The 15,706-nt window shown below is 68.6% G+C and carries 17 protein-coding genes; 9 read left to right on the top strand and 8 right to left on the bottom strand.

Annotated elements, in window-relative coordinates:
- Positions 1 to 203: 203 nt before the first annotated feature.
- The 5 genes from QPJ90_RS03875 (at position 204) to QPJ90_RS03855 (ending at position 5,394) form a co-directional block, all read left to right on the top strand.
- On the top strand, positions 204 to 1,082 hold the full coding sequence (locus QPJ90_RS03875; protein WP_290133160.1) for a hypothetical protein: 879 nt from the start codon (positions 204 to 206) through the stop codon (positions 1,080 to 1,082).
- Complete coding sequence (locus tag QPJ90_RS03870) at positions 1,079 to 2,203, top strand: hypothetical protein (RefSeq protein ID WP_290133159.1); 1,125 nt, start codon at positions 1,079 to 1,081, stop codon at positions 2,201 to 2,203. Before QPJ90_RS03875 ends, QPJ90_RS03870 begins: the two co-directional genes overlap by 4 nt.
- A gap of 231 nt (positions 2,204 to 2,434) precedes the next feature.
- Entirely contained in the window at positions 2,435 to 3,472 is a 1,038-nt protein-coding gene (locus QPJ90_RS03865) for a hypothetical protein (protein ID WP_290133158.1), read from the top strand.
- A 169-nt stretch (positions 3,473 to 3,641) separates the two neighbouring features.
- Positions 3,642 to 4,313 (top strand): hypothetical protein, encoded by a 672-nt coding sequence (locus QPJ90_RS03860; protein WP_290133157.1) that lies wholly within the window; start codon positions 3,642 to 3,644, stop codon positions 4,311 to 4,313.
- A gap of 484 nt (positions 4,314 to 4,797) precedes the next feature.
- Positions 4,798 to 5,394, top strand: coding sequence for a hypothetical protein (locus tag QPJ90_RS03855; RefSeq protein ID WP_290133156.1), 597 nt, complete (start codon positions 4,798 to 4,800; stop codon positions 5,392 to 5,394).
- Between the two features lie 35 nt (positions 5,395 to 5,429).
- Here QPJ90_RS03855 and QPJ90_RS03850 read toward each other — a convergent pair whose 3' ends face one another.
- A complete protein-coding gene (locus QPJ90_RS03850) occupies positions 5,430 to 6,146 on the bottom strand; it encodes a hypothetical protein (protein ID WP_290133155.1) in 717 nt (238 codons plus the stop codon).
- Between the two features lie 174 nt (positions 6,147 to 6,320).
- On the opposite strand from QPJ90_RS03850, the gene QPJ90_RS03845 reads away from it, so the two are divergent.
- The 3 genes from QPJ90_RS03845 (at position 6,321) to QPJ90_RS03835 (ending at position 8,783) form a co-directional block, all read left to right on the top strand.
- On the top strand, positions 6,321 to 7,037 hold the full coding sequence (locus tag QPJ90_RS03845) for a hypothetical protein (RefSeq protein ID WP_290133154.1): 717 nt from the start codon (positions 6,321 to 6,323) through the stop codon (positions 7,035 to 7,037).
- Positions 7,038 to 7,479: 442 nt separating this feature from the next.
- The gene (locus QPJ90_RS03840) at positions 7,480 to 8,439 is read left to right on the top strand and encodes a glycoside hydrolase (RefSeq protein WP_290133153.1); all 960 of its coding nucleotides are present in this window, start codon (positions 7,480 to 7,482) and stop codon (positions 8,437 to 8,439) included.
- Positions 8,440 to 8,444: 5 nt separating this feature from the next.
- Complete coding sequence (locus QPJ90_RS03835; RefSeq protein WP_290133152.1) at positions 8,445 to 8,783, top strand: cupin domain-containing protein; 339 nt, start codon at positions 8,445 to 8,447, stop codon at positions 8,781 to 8,783.
- 23 nt (positions 8,784 to 8,806) lie between these two features.
- Here the strand turns inward: QPJ90_RS03835 and QPJ90_RS03830 are convergent, their stop codons facing one another.
- The 4 genes from QPJ90_RS03830 to QPJ90_RS03815 all read right to left on the bottom strand — a co-directional run bounded on the left by QPJ90_RS03830 (position 8,807) and on the right by QPJ90_RS03815 (position 12,490).
- The gene (locus tag QPJ90_RS03830; RefSeq protein ID WP_290133151.1) at positions 8,807 to 9,466 is read right to left on the bottom strand and encodes a response regulator transcription factor; all 660 of its coding nucleotides are present in this window, start codon (positions 9,464 to 9,466) and stop codon (positions 8,807 to 8,809) included.
- Positions 9,463 to 10,788 (bottom strand): sensor histidine kinase, encoded by a 1,326-nt coding sequence (locus tag QPJ90_RS03825; RefSeq protein WP_290133150.1) that lies wholly within the window; start codon positions 10,786 to 10,788, stop codon positions 9,463 to 9,465. The genes QPJ90_RS03830 and QPJ90_RS03825 overlap by 4 nt, the downstream gene beginning before the upstream one ends.
- Positions 10,785 to 11,468 carry a VTT domain-containing protein gene (locus QPJ90_RS03820; protein WP_290133149.1) on the bottom strand — a complete coding sequence of 228 codons (684 nt, stop codon included), beginning with the start codon at positions 11,466 to 11,468 and terminating at the stop codon, positions 10,785 to 10,787. The genes QPJ90_RS03825 and QPJ90_RS03820 overlap by 4 nt, the downstream gene beginning before the upstream one ends.
- Before the next feature lie 155 nt (positions 11,469 to 11,623).
- Positions 11,624 to 12,490: an alpha/beta hydrolase gene (locus QPJ90_RS03815; protein WP_290133148.1), complete on the bottom strand. Its 867-nt coding sequence runs from the start codon at positions 12,488 to 12,490 to the stop codon at positions 11,624 to 11,626.
- 175 nt (positions 12,491 to 12,665) lie between these two features.
- On the opposite strand from QPJ90_RS03815, the gene QPJ90_RS03810 reads away from it, so the two are divergent.
- On the top strand, positions 12,666 to 13,667 hold the full coding sequence (locus QPJ90_RS03810; protein ID WP_290133147.1) for an aldo/keto reductase: 1,002 nt from the start codon (positions 12,666 to 12,668) through the stop codon (positions 13,665 to 13,667).
- An 87-nt stretch (positions 13,668 to 13,754) separates the two neighbouring features.
- Here QPJ90_RS03810 and msrA read toward each other — a convergent pair whose 3' ends face one another.
- The 3 genes from msrA to QPJ90_RS03795 form a co-directional block, all read right to left on the bottom strand.
- Positions 13,755 to 14,276 carry a peptide-methionine (S)-S-oxide reductase MsrA gene (gene msrA / locus QPJ90_RS03805; protein ID WP_290133146.1) on the bottom strand — a complete coding sequence of 174 codons (522 nt, stop codon included), beginning with the start codon at positions 14,274 to 14,276 and terminating at the stop codon, positions 13,755 to 13,757.
- Positions 14,277 to 14,358: 82 nt separating this feature from the next.
- Positions 14,359 to 14,964 carry a biotin transporter BioY gene (locus tag QPJ90_RS03800; RefSeq protein WP_290133145.1) on the bottom strand — a complete coding sequence of 202 codons (606 nt, stop codon included), beginning with the start codon at positions 14,962 to 14,964 and terminating at the stop codon, positions 14,359 to 14,361.
- A 34-nt stretch (positions 14,965 to 14,998) separates the two neighbouring features.
- A complete protein-coding gene (locus tag QPJ90_RS03795) occupies positions 14,999 to 15,691 on the bottom strand; it encodes a TetR/AcrR family transcriptional regulator (RefSeq protein ID WP_290133144.1) in 693 nt (230 codons plus the stop codon).
- Positions 15,692 to 15,706 lie beyond the last annotated feature (15 nt).

Genomic DNA, 15,706 nt, shown 5'->3' with positions numbered 1-15,706 from the left:
CCATGGGGTTCTCAGTGCGGATGGCGCCCGGTGTCCGGGTACGTGTGTCGAGCCGAGGCGTGCGGACGAGTATCGGCCCGCGTGCAGCACGCGTCCATGTCGGCGGCGGAGCGACCGGCTTCTCCTCAGGTATCGGCCCAGTGACATATTCGACCAGTCTCGGTGTCGGACGGCGGAGCTCATCCGGGGCAGTCACCAGGGCGGTGGTCGCATCAAGCCGCGCGGAAGCAGCCGAAGAACTCGAGGACGTGTACCGGCGGATCGCGGGGCTCCATCGGGAGACCTTCCAGCCGGCGCAGCGACGCGTGGAACCGCCGCCAGCACCGGTGCACGAAGCTGACGTGTTGAAACGGCAGCAGAAGGAGAAACTCGAAGGCATCAGCTTCTTTGCTCGAGCTCGCCGGAGAGCTGCGCTTGCGCAGGCCAACCTCGACACGCAGCAGGAAGTGGAACACCGACGACGTGAGAACGCCCGTCAGCAGCTGGAACGACAACGCCAGCACGACCAGGAGTGGTCGCTGCTCAACGCGAACGACCCGGGAACAGTCATCGGCGCTCTCGCGGCAGCTTTCGAAGACAACGACGCCGCCGCAGCACCACTTGGTGTCTCCGGCGACGAAGCATCCGTGCTGGTCATCGTGCCGACGCTCGCCGGCATGCCGCAAAAGAAACCCGACGTCACTCCAACAGGCCGGCCCACCATCAAAGCGCTGCCGAAAAAAGAAGCATCGGCATGGCACGCCACCGCGGTCGCCGGATGCATCCTCGTCACAGTCAGGGAGGCATTCGCTGTCGCTCCGGGCCTGCGGACCGTCCGCATGGTTGCTGCAACGACTCCGGAGCGCGACGCGTACGGAAACCGTCGACCGGAAGCGCTCGTGGCCGCCCGATTCGAGCGGCACCGACTGGAAGGCGTGCAGTGGGAGACCACCGAGTCCGTCCGCATCCTCAACGACGTGGCCACCGAACTGCAGCTCAAGCAAGCCGGAGCTGCCAAGACCCTGACACCATTAACGCTCGACGACGAACCGGAGCTGCGGGCGCTACTGAACGCGATCGACTACGAAGAACTCAGGGCGTGAACGGCGACATCGTGTGGCCTGAGCTCGATCCAGCGGAGACGATCGCTCTCGCCATCGCGCGCAGCGACATGCATTACGTGTCCTGCTCGCTGATCGGCCTCGACGGCATCGCGAACGCCGCGGAACTCGGGCTGCTGCAGTACGGCGTGATGGCTGCATACGAAGCGCAGACGCACTTCAAACGATCGCTCGGAATCGACCTACAGGCTGATTGGGACGCAGACGCAGCGAAAGCAGCGCGGATGAGCGGAAAGTTCTTCGCTGACAACAAGCGGCACCTCTCCGGAGTAGTCCGTCACTTCGGGGAGCTACTCGACGCGAACCACCAGGCGTACTTTCCCGTCAACCGGTTCCGGCCGGAGTTTGACTTCCTCCGTGACGACCTCTCTGTCGTCACGTTGGACGGTCGCCCCTACATGACTTCCGTCAGCGCGCATTTCCTCATGGGTTTGCGGTCGGACCAGACAGCGACGCTCGATCAGGCAGGGCCTGCCGCGTACCGCCTCAGCGTCGGCGCCGGCAATATCGCAGGGGCGCTCCTGAACGGCTCGGGGATCGCGCATCACTCGCCGTCGGCCAACCTCGATTTTGCGGCATGGGATGCAACGAGTGCTGAGGCGCTTCCCCGCTTATTTGCGGGAACACTACCCCCAACGCTTGCAATCGCCCTCGCTACTGTCCAAAGCGTGGTTCGTTCCGCAGAGCTCAGTAGTGCTCGGGTCGGTTGCTCGTGGTGCGAGACAGCAGCGCGGAAACACCGATTCGTCGCTCTGTATCAGGGGCTGCTGGCGCTACACGACCTCCGCCATGAGCAGCCAGCTTTCGTACCAGCGAACGTCTCTGACCTCATCGACGATGAGCGAACGCGCTGGGTGCTCGTGAACGACAAACTGCGGAATGGATTGATCCACCTCGGAATGCAGGACATCGCCTCGCGCCTGCACCGAGGCGACTCACTTGACGATGCCATCAGTGCGTACACGGGTCTGACCGGCGACGAAGTAGACGAGCGGACGAAGGAGCGTCTGTACACCCTCGGGGAAACCCTGACGACATGGATGCTGACCCCACCGCCGTCCGGGCCGTCCTTCGCAGACGCATTGCACACGCCGCCAGACTGACGGCGGTAACTGCTGCTGAGGCAAGCCCGCGGACGGACGCCCGTTCCGAGAAGCTTTCGTTCGACTGCTCGTCGGCCGACAGGCACGACGTTCCCGAGCTGAACTGCCGGAAGAGCCACGTTCCGCCGGTGTCCCGCAGAGGAACCAGAGGGCAAGGACGTGATCGGGTGCTGCGGAAGCTCTGAAGCCAGATCGCGATAGCACGTAGACCAAGAGAGGCACGTCGAAATCATGAGTGAATCAACAAGCTACGAGGAGCGACTGCGCGCACATCTCCAACAGAATACTATGCAGGACACGCTCGTCCGCGCGGGCGCCTTCCTTACAATTTATGAACTGGTGACGACAAGCATCGTCGAGATCGTTGCATCCTTCCACGAACACGGGTGGTCAGAATCGGGTCCGACGTACACGCCCGAATACCAACAACGGTTCCTCCGGCGCGGGCAAAACCGCGTGAAGGAGTCAATCTCATGGTTGATTGACGAAGATGTACTCGAGGACTCCGACCAGAAAACGATGGCGGAAGTCCGGGAGTACCGGAACTCACTTGCGCATGAACTGGCGAAAGCTCTGATCGACCCAGACGCTCCGGCAAAGCCATACCTCATCGTCCGCCTCTACGAACTCATGCGCAAGATCGAGCGATTCCAAGCGTCACTTCACCTCGACGCAAATGCAGAGTTCGACAACCGTGAAGTCGATCCAGATGACGTGCACACCGGCGTTCGCATCGTCAGCGACCTCGTCATGCAGCTCATCATGCCGGCGCCCGGCGCTCATCTGTTCGCCCTCGACGATCGGACGCGCCGACAGTCGATTGTTGTCACGAGCGAGGAGCAGCCGCCCGTCTACGCAACACCAGACGCTCTCGAGACAGCCGTTGCAGAGCTGCCGGAAATCCCTCACGCGCCCGCAGGCGTCGCATCGGTGCTACAGCTCAGCCGACGACTGCTCGTCATGTCGTCTGTGGAGTACGAGTTCGCGGCGCTCGGTGCAGAGAAAGCCCTGCAGGCAGTGGAAACGACGCTCCGACACGTGCTCAACGCGAACCCGAGGCAGCCTTACAGCAAGCTCATCGACCGCTACGTGACCACGCATCCAGACGGCCCCCTCGATGCCGAGATGCTGAACAGTGGGCGGCGACTACGAAACGTCGCCGCGCACCCCAAGAACGCTGCGGCGATGCCGATCGTGCTCATGATGCAGTCCGTCCGCACGAGCCACGAAATCGTCGATGAGCTCCTTCGAAACCACACGGAGCGGTGACGTCAGGGCCCGCCTCGCCTCCGTTGAGACTGTCAACGCGGATAATGTCACCTAGGAAGATGTTGCCGCGGCAGGGTTCCCCGTTTAAGGATCAGCGATCCTCCGAGAACGTGGGAACGCCGCCGTCTACGCACCCAAGATGCTCCTGCCCCCTCCTCCTAGGATGCTTATGGATGAGTCACCCCAAGCGCGTCATGCGCGCGTCGCCGCCTGGTCGTACGAAACAGAGGCGGTCGCATCCCTGCTGACCGGCGCCCACGCTTCACTTCGCGCGCCAACCGCCGACATGGTGATGCTTTGGCCGTTCCTCGTCTCCGCCTCCGCGGCTGTCGAGAAACTGTTGAAGCTCGCTGCGCTCTCCATGGCTGGCACTGCGCCGGCAGAAATCAAAGGACATGCCACCAGCGCAATCGACGACGCTATCTGGGCGCACGCGCATCGCGTCGCGCTCCCCGGCATCGCGACGCAGGCCGTGGCGCAACAGCAACAGAACGAGCACTGGCGACCACTTCGCGAGATGCTCGAAGGGTACGCGCTCGGTCGCCGCTTCACCTACCTTGACGAAATCCGAGGCGAACCACAGCATCGCCCGTCACCCATGCACATGTGGAACGACTTCGAGAACGCCGTCGTCAACACAACGCCCGAACTCGTAGCGGCACGTGGACTGTTCGCAAACGGGGAAGATGACGGAACGGTGTTCAACGCCGCACGGCGATCAGCGGTGGGCGAGGTGCTTCACACCTGGACGCATGCGGTGCTCAGCCTCGGGGAAGGTGGGCTCCTTGGGAGCGACGCGGGCATCTGGTTCGGGCAAGTACGCCTTGGGCTCAAACGCTGAGAGCCATCCTTGGCAGGGCTCTTCTCGCAGAGACGCGGTACTCGGATTTGTGTGTGCTCCAATCGGCGCGGGGCTCGCCCGTGAGCTGCAGCCCTCTCGGAGCGCTAGGCTCGCTCGGCGTTGTCCGGACTGACCAGATCTGGCGAGGAGGGCGGGCAGATGGCGGAGCAACGCTGCGAGGCGGGGACATTCTGCCCGGCCTCCTCGCGCAGGAAGTGCAGGGCGACGAGGTCTACGTGAAGTTCGAGGCTGACATCACAAACCCCTTCGGCGCCGAGCGGAAGGCGAACATCGAGTGCGCGGTGGATGGCACGAACGGTTCGCCAAACGTCACGTACTTCATCGGCCACTGACCAGCCGCCGCGACCGACTGGCACGCTCGCAGCGAGTTGATCGGCTCCTCAGACGTTCTCGCAGCCCGTGCGCGCGTCGGTGACGGTTTCTGACGATGGCACTCTGGCAGGTCCGCCACTACTGTTCGATCATGTCCGTTGACATGGGCGATCTTCCAGGCTGGGTGACGGCCGGCATCGCCCTGGGCGGTGTCGTCTTCGGCGGTTGGAACCTTCGCTCCCTTGCCGTCACCAGATTGCGGGCACAAGCAGATCGCGTGTATCTCGATTATGAGTTCGAGTACGGCGAGGTCCTTTCAAGGATCCACGTCTTGAATCTTAGTGATGCGCCGATCTCAAGCGTCGAAGTGTTCGTGCGGACGTACCCCGAATGGACCTGGGACGACTCCGCACGGAAGTCGCGTCTGCTGATGCAGGAGGGTTGGGAGCTGCTCCTCCGGTACCCCGGGACCGCATCCTGGGTCATGAGCTACGTCTCGTTCACCGATGCGACGGGACGTCGGTGGTACCGCATGAGCAACGGGAAGCTGTACACCTACCGCCTTCTACCCAGTCGCCTGGCCAGCATCAGGTACTTCCTTCCCGACTGGTACGTCAAACTCAGAACGCGGGGCATGGGGGAGCGACGAAACGGCAGTGGCTTCGCGATCACGCTTTCATTGGAGAACTATTCCGATGGGCGTACGGCAAAGAGTACGAGTAGGCGTCGGCGCGCAGCTTCACCGTGACAGAGACCGGCCTCGTTTGCGCCGACAGTATCGCCTCAGCGGTCGACGAACCCCATCTCGCGGAAGACATCAGTCACGCGGTCGTCTCCGTCCGGATCCCAGCGGATGATCCAAATGCCCTCGGCTCGGTATGGCGCAGCAAGTTCTTCCGGAATGCCTCCATCAACAATGAGAAGCTTGTAATCCCATCGCGTTGTGCGAAGACGTCGGATGACCTCCGCGAAATGCCGGAACTGCATCCGTCGCTTAACCTCGACGCCGACTGTCTGGCCTGATTCATTCGTCAACGCGAAGTCAACGCCGAGGTCAGCTCCACCAGGCGGTGCTCCGATCGTGAACTTGCTGGTCAAGCTGATGCGCTCCAGCATCTGGAGCACCTGCTGTTCCAATTCAGCGTCCGAAGGTCGAGCGACGCGGATGCCGTTATCTTCCGCGATGTCGGCCAGTCGTTCCTTCGACTGGAAGGGGAGATCAGGGTCCGCGGTAGCTTCTCGGAGGACTTTCTCGAGGCGCTTCACGCGGCCGAAAACGACCCCATCCTTGTTCACCTGGATAAGTTGCTGCCCCGTCAGCGATACGTACACGAAGGCGGCACCAGCAACAATCAATAGCGGTACGCCGGCGACGTTGGTGTCTTTGACGAAGACAGCGAGGAGGCCTGCTATGAGCAGCCCGGTTCCTGCTATACCGATGAGCACTCGAGCCCATGCGCTCATCGCCGCTTGCGCTTCGTCGTCGATGCTGTCATCCACAGCCGTATCCTATCTGCCGTGTCGACAGCGCACTGATTTGCTCCCCGCGCTGGTCGCTCGGCACATCTCGAAGGCGTCGCCGCCGGATACCTCATGCGGGCAGTCAAGTATGAGCCGAGGGACGCACCAGACCAGCCCTCCGACCACCGCCTTCAGCGCCCATACGATGCATACATGCGTGACGAAACGAAGGACCGAGTAGAGGACTCCGCGGCAGCGACGCTCGAAGCGCTCGTGTCTCTCGTGCCAGGGATCGGCGGTGTGCTATCGGTATTCACCAACAGGGTGCTCGGATCATCGTTTGAACGCCGAACGGTGCGCATCCTTACCGAACTTCGCGACGACCTGTCCCGCCTCGAACAATCCGGATTGGCCCACTTCGACGAGCGGCTAGCCGAGGACGACTCGTTCCAGGCGTCGGTCCATCGCACCATCCGGCAGCTCCTCGAAGCAGCATCAGACGACAAACGCACGCTCCTGCGCCATGCGCTCCTGAACCGCATCGTCGGATTCGAGGAACCGGAAAGATTTGACGACGCACTGGAACGGGTCCTACCAGGCGACATGGTCGTCCTGGCATCCCTCCAGACTGAACGGCGATATGGACTGACCGATGTCGTTCGCTACTTAGACGGTGGTGGCGAGGAGCACGGTGACCGACACCGGGTGCACCGTCTTGTCCGACTCGGACTCGTCGACGATGTCACCAAGAGCGGAACCGACCTTATCGCCGAACATCTTCGGGCTGCCGAGCGTGGGCACCGGACCCCGTCACGGAGGCCGCGCTCCGAGCACGTCATGTCAGACTTCGGCCGAGAATTCGTCGACTACGTCACCGACCCCGTGACGCGCATGACCTCCAGCCCGCGCACAGAAGCCCCAGACGGTTGAGAGCGCCCCCCAGAGTCGCCTCCGTCCGCTGCTGCGTCGACGGTACGAGCAGGCAAACCCGCCTGCACCGCCGTGCTTCGGTCCCCACAGAGCAACCGCGCTGTGTCAGCACGAGCGTCGCATCGAACTACCAACGAGGCTGCCCTGACCGGGAGTTTCGGCGGAAAGGGGAAAACTCGGGTCGACCCAGGGGAAGCTCAGACTTCCCGCGCCCCAGCAGGGCAGTGGATCCGCATGACGGCGGGAGTCGCTGAGACCTGCAAATGACCCGCCACGATCAAGAGCCTCGGCTCCCTCTCGCAGGGAGCCGAGGCTCTTGTCGTTCATCGAGTGATGGACAGCTCGAGCACCGCAAGACGTACACGCCCGGCACAGTGCCGCTGCGCCCCGATGCGGGACTGTGCGGAGCCCCAGGAGGCGCCCACGGGTGCACCATGGACCGATGAGCGACGACGCTTCCGTCCGACTCCTCGGCGAACCGTGGGGCGACACCTCCCGCCGCGGACGCCCCTACGCCAAGGACCCGTCGGTGATCCGCTTCGGCGGCCGCTACCTCCTCTACTGCTCGTTGCCGTCGGCCAGCGACGCCGAGCCGGAGGGCTGGTCGATCGGCATCGCCGAGAGCGACGACCTGGTGTCGTGGCGGACGGCCGCCGTGCTGCGGCCGTTCGGCCAGTACGACCGGAGCGGTGCGGCGGCACCCGGTGCGGTGGTCGTGGACGGCCGGGTGCACCTGTTCTTCCAGACCTACGGCCGCGGCCGGGAGGACTCGATCTGCCACGCGGTCAGCGACGACGGCCTGACGTTCACCCCGAACCCGGAGAACCCGGTGCTCCGGCCGTCGGGCGACTGGACGTGCGGCCGGGCGATCGACGCGGACCTCGTCGCAGCTGGGGACTGGTTGCTCCTGGCGTGGGTGACCCGCGACCCGACGATGACGACGCAGCTGCTCGGGACCTCGCGGGCGCGCATCGGGAGTGCGTACGGGCCGGGGGACTGGGAGCAGTTGTCGGTCGACGGGCCGGCGCTCGCACCCGAGCTCCCGTGGGAGCAGGACTGCATCGAGGCCCCGGCGCTGCGGTGGGACGGCCAGCAGTTCACGATGTTCTACGCAGGCGCGTACAACAATGCGCCGCAGCAGATCGGCTGGGCGACGAGCCCGGACGGCCGGACGTGGACGCGCGGGTCGGACGAGCCCCTCGTCCCCGCAGGGCCCGAGGGGAGCTGGAACCACTCGGAGTCGGGCCACCCGGGGTACCTGCGTGACGAGGACGGCCGCGAGTACCTCTTCTTCCAGGGCAACCCAGACGACGGCCACACGTGGAAGATCGCCGCGACGGAGCTCGCCTTCGAGGATGGTCGGCCGACCGTGCAGTGGGACAGGGGGAGACCCGTACGGTGACGGGCATGACCGCCTCCGTCGTGCACACCGCCTCCGTCCCGACCGACGCCTCGCAACACCCGGCCTCGAGTCCGTACGACCGCCGACTGAACGGCTCGCTGGGCATCGGTCGCTTCGGGTTGTACGAGGTGGCGCTCCCCGCCGGCGCGGCCACGGTGCCGCACCACCACCGCGAGGACGGCGACGAGGACGCGTACGTCGTGGTCCGCGGTTCGGGCCGGCTCGTGGTCGACGGCGTCGAGACCGAGCTGTCGGCCGGTGACGCGGCGGGCGTGCCGCCCGAGCACGAGCGCTGGTTCCGCGCCGGCCCCGACGGGTGCACGCTCATCGCCGTGTGCGCCTGACCAGGATCGCGGCGCGGCATCGGTCACCCCGGTCCGACGAGCCCGCTCTCGTGCGCGAGCACCACGACGTGCACCCGGTCGCGGAGCTGCAGCTTCGCGAGGATGCGTCCGACGTGGGTCTTCACGGTCTGCTCGGCGATGAACAGCTCGGCGGCGATCTCACCGTTCGACCGGCCGCGCGCGATGAGCAGGAACACGTCGCGCTCCCGCTCGGTGAGCACGTCGAGGACCTCGGTGCGCGGCGCGGCCGGTGCCGGGGCGGCGACGAAGGCCTCGACGAGGTGCCGGGTCACCCGCGGCGCGAGCAGCGCTTCGCCGCCCGCGACGGTCCGCACCGCGGCGACGAGTTCCTCGGCCGACGCGTCCTTGAGGAGGAACCCGCTCGCTCCGGCGCGGAGGGCGTCGAACACGTAGTCGTCGACGTCGAACGTGGTCAGCATGACGATCCGGACGGGGCGGTCCGAGGGGGCTGCGGTGATCCGCCGGGTCGCCTCGATGCCGTCGAGGTTCGGCATCCGCACGTCCATGAGCACCACGTCGGGCTGCTCCCGCAGCACGAGTGCGACCGCCTCGGCGCCGTCCGACGCCTCGCCCACCACCTCGAGGTCGTCCTGGGCCTGGAGGATCGCCCGCAGTCCCATGCGGAACATCTGTTGGTCGTCGACCACCACCACCCGCGTCACGGCTGCTCCTCGTCGGCTCGAGTCATCGACGACGAAGACGCCGCCGGCGCCGGCGTCGTCGGCAGGCTCACCGCGACGCGGAAGCCGCCGTCCGGCCACGGGCCGTGCTCGACGGTCCCGCCGAGCGCGGCGACCCGCTCCCGCATGCCGGCGAGCCCGAAGCCGCCCTCGTCGGGCGGCGGTGCGGCGACGGTGCCGGCCGGCGGCGCGGAGTTGGTGACCTCGACCCGGAGGGCCGCACCGTGCCTCCCGATCGTCACGACGGTGGACGCGCCGGGCGCGTGCCGGGCCACGTTGCCGAGCGCCTCCTGCACGACCCGGTAGGCGGTGAGCTGCGCGAGCCGGTCCGCGTCGCCGTCGACAGCGTCGAGGTGCAGCGTGACCGGGATGCCGGCGGCGCGGGTGCGCTCGACCAGGTCGGGGAGGTCCGTCAGCTGCGGCTGCGGAGCGCGCTCGGCGTCGGCGCCGCCGCGGAGGGTCCCGAGGAGCTGGCGCATCTCGCGCAGGGCGGTCCGGGAGGTGCCGGCGATCGCGGCGAACTCGGCGCGGGCCTCCGGCGGGAGGTCCTGGACGCGGTACGGGGCGGACTCGGCCTGCATGTGGACGACGGACATGCTGTGGGCGACGACGTCGTGGAGCTCACGGGCGATGCGGGCCCGCTCCTCGACGGTGCGCCGACGCTCCTGCTCGAGTTCGACGTCCCGCCGTGCCTCGGCGAGCTCGACGCGGACGGCCCGCCGCTGTCCGATCGCGACGGCGGCGCCGGCGAGCAGCAGGGTCGACCCGGCGGACACCACGAAGGTGGAGGCCCAGACGTCCGCGGGCTCCCAGCGCGATGGTGCCGCCGCGACGAGGGCGAGCGTGAGGACCGTCGCGGCGGTCCAGACCGCCGCGGTGAGCCGCCAGTCGGTGCGGACGCCGAGGACGACCACGAGTGCGCCGACGCCGATGATCGCGGTGACGGGCAGTGGCCACGGGGCGACGTCGCCGCCGATCGTCATCACCCCGAGGGCCGCGACGGCGACGAGGTGTGCGACGGAGGCCGTGCGGGGGAGCACGGGGGCGAGGCCGAGGGACACCGACAGCACTGCGGTGACGAGGAGGGCGAGCGGTACCGGGACGCCGTACACGACGGCGGTGACGGGTGCGGCGACGGCGAACAGCGTCGCGGCGATCACGACGAGGACGAGGCGGGCGACGACCACCGGCCACGTGGCCCACTCGCGGCGGGTCGACCACGGCCAGCGGCGGCGCGGCGCGCGGCGCTCATCGCGCGCGGCCGGGGCGCCTGCCGAGCTCGGTTCGTGGTCGTCGCTGGTCACGGGCGGGCGGTCTCTCCGGTCGGAGCGGGGGTGCGCGTGCGCGGCGTCCGCTCGAGGGTGGCGCGTCGTCGGGCCGCAGCGGCCTCGCGCCTGCGGCCGATGCTACCGATCACCCGGTCCACCACGACACCGAGCACCACCGCGACGACCATCGACACGAGCGCCGCGACGACGGGCTCGTGCAGGACCGACGACGTCGCCAGGGCGATGCCCACCGAGGTCGCCGCCCAGGCGCTGCCCGCGACCGCGCTGATACCGAGGAAGCGGCGGTAGGGGAGTTTCGTCGCGCCTGCCGTGGTGTTCACCGCGACGCGGCCGACCGGGATGTAGCGGCCGACGAGGATGAGGCTCGCGGGACGCCGCTCCATCTGCCGCTCGGCGAACGCGAACGCCGCGGCGATCCTCGGGCGTCGGGAGGACGCGAGTCGCGTCAGTCCGATCCGGCGGCCGATCCAGTACGCGACCGAGTCGCCCGCGACGGCTCCGGCCGCCGCCGCGAGCAGCACGCCGACGAGCACCGGCTGACCGGACGTGGCGGCGACCGCGGCGACGGCGACGAGGGCCGTCTCGCTCGGCACCGGCGGGAAGAAGCCGTCGAGCAGGCACAGCGCGAACAGCACGACGTACACGAGCGGACTCGCCGCCAGGTCGACGACGAACGGGGTGATCTGGTCGAGCACGGGGTGCCTCCCTCCGTCGGCGGCGCTCGCCGACGAGGACGACGCTACGGACGCGGCGGCGCGCTGCCATCCGCCCGCGGGGTCGACCGCCCCCTACCGCGGTATGAGATCCGGGAGTGGTCACCTGCTGCCGGACCGGGCGCGCCGCCGCCGCGTCAGAGCCGCTCGGCGACCGCCGCCACGACCTCCGCCGGCACTTCACGCTGCACGAAGTGCCCGACGCCCGCGAGCTCGACCAGTCGGAAGTCGCCGTCGAACGACGACCGGGCATCCCGCGCCGCCGCGACCGTCTCGCACGCGTCCGCGTCACCGACGAGGAAAGTCGTCGGCACGTGGATCGTCGGCCACGCGTCGAGCGTCGCCTGCAGGTCGGCGTACCGCGGGTTGCCCGGTGCCTCGCCGGCGCCGTGCCGGTAGTAGTGGACGACGGTGTCCGTGAACTCGTCGGACGCGAAGGACGCCAGCAGCGCCTGCCGGTCGTCGGGGTCGATCACGTCCGGGGACGACCAGTGGTCCCACGACCAGACGAGCAGCTCCGAGGGTGTCTTCCGGAACGCGGCCTCGCCGACCTCGGTGCAGAGCCACCACCGGTACCAGGCGACGGCGGCGTCGTCGAGCGTCTGCTGGGTGGACAGCCCCGTCCGCGGCCCGTACGCGGTTGCGATCCCCACGAGCCCTCGGAGGCGCTCGGGCGCGACGGCGGCGACCGCGTGGGCGGCTCGGGAGCCCCAGTCGTGGCCGACGAGCACGGCGTCGTGCAGGTCGAGCGCGTCGAACAGGTCGAGCAGGTCCGTCGCGAGGGCTGCGACCTGGCCGGAACGTTCCTCCGGGTGCACGCTGCTGCCGCCGACGCCGCGCAACGACGGCCGGACCACCCGGAGTCCGGCGGGCAGTGCAGCCACGACCGCGTCCCACGTCGACGGACCGTCGGGGAACCCGTGCACGAGGACGACGGGCGTGCCGTCGGGGTCGCCGTCCTCCCGGTACTCGATGACTCCCCGGGGTGTGGTGACCTGCGGCATGGGCGGCTCCTCGTGTGCGGACGGGTGACGGGCGGTTGCCTGCATGCTGCCAGGTCGCGACCGGACCGGCCCACGCGTGGTCGGACCGGCCCGGCGTCGTGGGCGGCCCGCCCGCACGGTAGCGTCGATCCCGGCCCAACGGCCGTTCCCCGACCCCGACCCGGATCGAGCAACGATGCACGACGTCCACCGTCCCGCCGACGACCGCTACGAGCAGCTCCCGTACGAGCGCGTGGGGAGGAGCGGTCTCCTCCTGCCGCGCATCTCCCTCGGGCTCTGGAACAACTTCGGCACCGACCGACCCCTGGCGACGCAGCGCGACATCCTGCTGCACGCGTTCGACCGCGGGATCACCCACTTCGACCTCGCGAACAACTACGGTCCGCCGCCCGGCGCCGCCGAGGAGCAGTTCGGCCGGGTCCTCGCCGACGACCTCCGGCCGTACCGCGACGAGCTCGTCGTGTCGACCAAGGCCGGGTACGACATGTGGCCGGGCCCGTACGGCAACTGGGGCTCGCGCAAGTACATGCTCGCCTCGCTCGACCAGTCCCTCGGGCGGCTCGGCCTCGAGTACGTCGACGTCTTCTACTCGCACCGCCCGGACCCGTCGACACCGATCGAGGAGACCGTCAGCGCGCTCGTCACCGCGGTCCGTTCCGGCAAGGCCCTCTACGCCGGCATCTCGAACTACGACCCCGCCCAGACCCGTGCCGCGTCGGAGGCGCTCGCCGCGGAGGGCATCCACCTGCTCATCCACCAGCCGCGCTACAGCATGTTCGACCGGACGCCCGAGGGCGGGCTCTTCGACGAGCTCACCCGGATCGGCACGGGGGCGATCGTGTTCTCGCCGCTCGCCGGTGGGCTCCTGACGGACCGCTACCTCGACGGGTCGGTGCCGGTCGGGTCGCGTGCCGCCGAGGGACGCTGGTTCGGCGCCGACCGCATCGACGACGACTACCTGCGGACGGCGCGGGCGCTGGACGACATCGCGTCGGCACGCGGGCAGTCGCTCGCGCAGCTCGCGATCACGTGGGCGCTCCGGCAGCCGGCCGTCACGTCCGCGCTGGTCGGCGCATCGAGCGTCCGGCAGCTGGACGACACGCTCGCGGCGCTCGACGGTGCGCCGCTCACCGACGAGGAGCTGACGGCCATCGACCTGCTGGTGCCGCGCGGCTGACGCCAGCCAGGGACGGACTGGAGGCGCGGTGCCAGCTGGCACCGCGCCTCCAGTCCGTCATGCGGTCACGCCGTCAGGCGTGAGCACTCACGCCGAGGCGGTCGCCTCGTCGCGGTGCGGGAGCTTCCAGCCCGGACGCACGAAGTGGCACGTGTACCCGTGCGGGTGCTTCTCGAGGTAGTCCTGGTGCTCCTCCTCGGCCTCCCAGAAGTCACCGGCGGGCTCGACCTCGGTCACGACCTTGCCGGGCCAGATCCCGGACGCGTCGACGTCCGCGATGGTGTCGAGCGCGACCTGGCGCTGCTCGTCGTTCGTGAAGAACACCGCGGACCGGTAGCTGCGGCCGACGTCGTTGCCCTGCCGGTCCTTCGTCGACGGGTCGTGGATCTGGAAGAAGAACTCGAGCAGGTCGCGGTACGAGATCTGCGACGGGTCGAACACGATCTCGACCGACTCGGCGTGGTCGCCGTGGTTGCGGTACGTGGCGTTCGGGGTGTCGCCACCGGAGTAACCGACGCGCGTGCTGATGATTCCCGGGCGGCGACGGAGGAGCTGCTGCGCTCCCCAGAAGCACCCGCCGGCGAGGATGGCGGTCTCGGTGGTGGTCATGCTGGCCTCCTGGGCTTCGTCGTTGCCGCTGGCTGCGGCATCACCGGGTGCAACCGGCGGCGGCCGCCGACTGTTCCCGTGGTCAGTCCATCGTGCCCGGCGTGTTCCGCCGACGGAGGGCTGCCGTCCAGCCGAACGAGGTGATCCCCGCGCCGATCAGGGCCTTCGCGACACCGCCGACGACGAACGGGTACAGCCCGTACTCCAGCGTGTGCTGCAGGTCGAGCCCGAGCGAGGCCGCGAGCCAGACCATCCCGACCGCGAAGGTCACGACGGTGCCCAGGACGAAGGAGAGCAGGGCGGCGGTGAAGCGACGGTCGCCGAAGCGCTCGGCGACCCACCCCACGACGGCGGCTGCGGCGATGAACCCGACGACGTAGCCGCCCGACGGGCCGACGAGCACGCCGGGGCCCGCGGTGCCGTCGGCGAAGACGGGCAGCCCGACGACTCCGAGCAGCACGTAGAGGGCCATCGACAGCGCGCCGCGTCGGGCGCCGAGGGCGCTGCCGACGAGGAGGACGGCGAGGGTCTGCCCGGTGATCGGCACCGGCCAGAGCGGCACGGACAGCTGCGCGGCACCGGCGGTGAGCAGGGCGCCTGCGACGACGAGCGCGGTGCTCACGGCAACGGTGCGGGGGAGGAGGGCGTCGGCGAGCGGGCGCGGACGGGTGGTGGTGACGGTGGTCATGGCGGTCCTTCGTCGTGGACGGGGCTGATGGGGTTCAGGCGGAGACGGCGGCGAGGAGCGCCAGGGCCTCGTGACGCGCGGTGCTGACGGCGTCGGCGTCGAGGCCGCACACCCGGAGGCAGCTGCTCGTGATCGCCGCGCGGTCGCGGTCGTGCACCTCAGCGCCGCGTCGGAGCTGGATGACGGTCTCGACGAGCTGGATGAGGATCCCGCCGAGCTGCGCCGGGGCTGTCGTGGCGGTGACCTCGGGCGTCGCGGCGAGCGTGCCGAGGCGTCCGTAGACGTCCTGCAGGGCCTGTCGGTCGGCGCGGAACCCGGCGAAGCGCTCGCCCTGCACCTCCGGCAGCAGGTACAGCGTGCCGACGTTGTGCGGGGTGGCCGTGAGCGTCCCGACGTCGAACGCGACGAGGGCGGCGAGCGCGACCGCTGCCGGAACGGACCCGGGGACCCGCTCGTCGAGGGCCCGGGCGACCTCGAGACTCGGGCGGACCGAGGTCTCGAGCAGTTCGACGAGCACGTTGTCCTTGCCGGCGAAGTGGTAGTACAGCGAGGCCTGCCGGATGCCGACCCGGTCCGCGATCGCCCGGGTGGACGTGGCGCCGAACCCGTGCTCGACGAACAGGGCGGCGGCCGCGTCGAGGACCTGGTCGCGCGGGCTCAGGGTCGGGGCGGGGTCCGGCACCGCCCGTGGTCGTCCGGGGCGCGTGGGACGGTCGTCGGCGGGCACGGACCCATCCTCGCA

The organism is Curtobacterium sp. 458 (genome assembly GCF_030406605.1).
GTDB lineage: Bacteria > Actinomycetota > Actinomycetes > Actinomycetales > Microbacteriaceae > Curtobacterium.
This window is presented reverse-complemented; position numbering and strand designations above follow the sequence as displayed.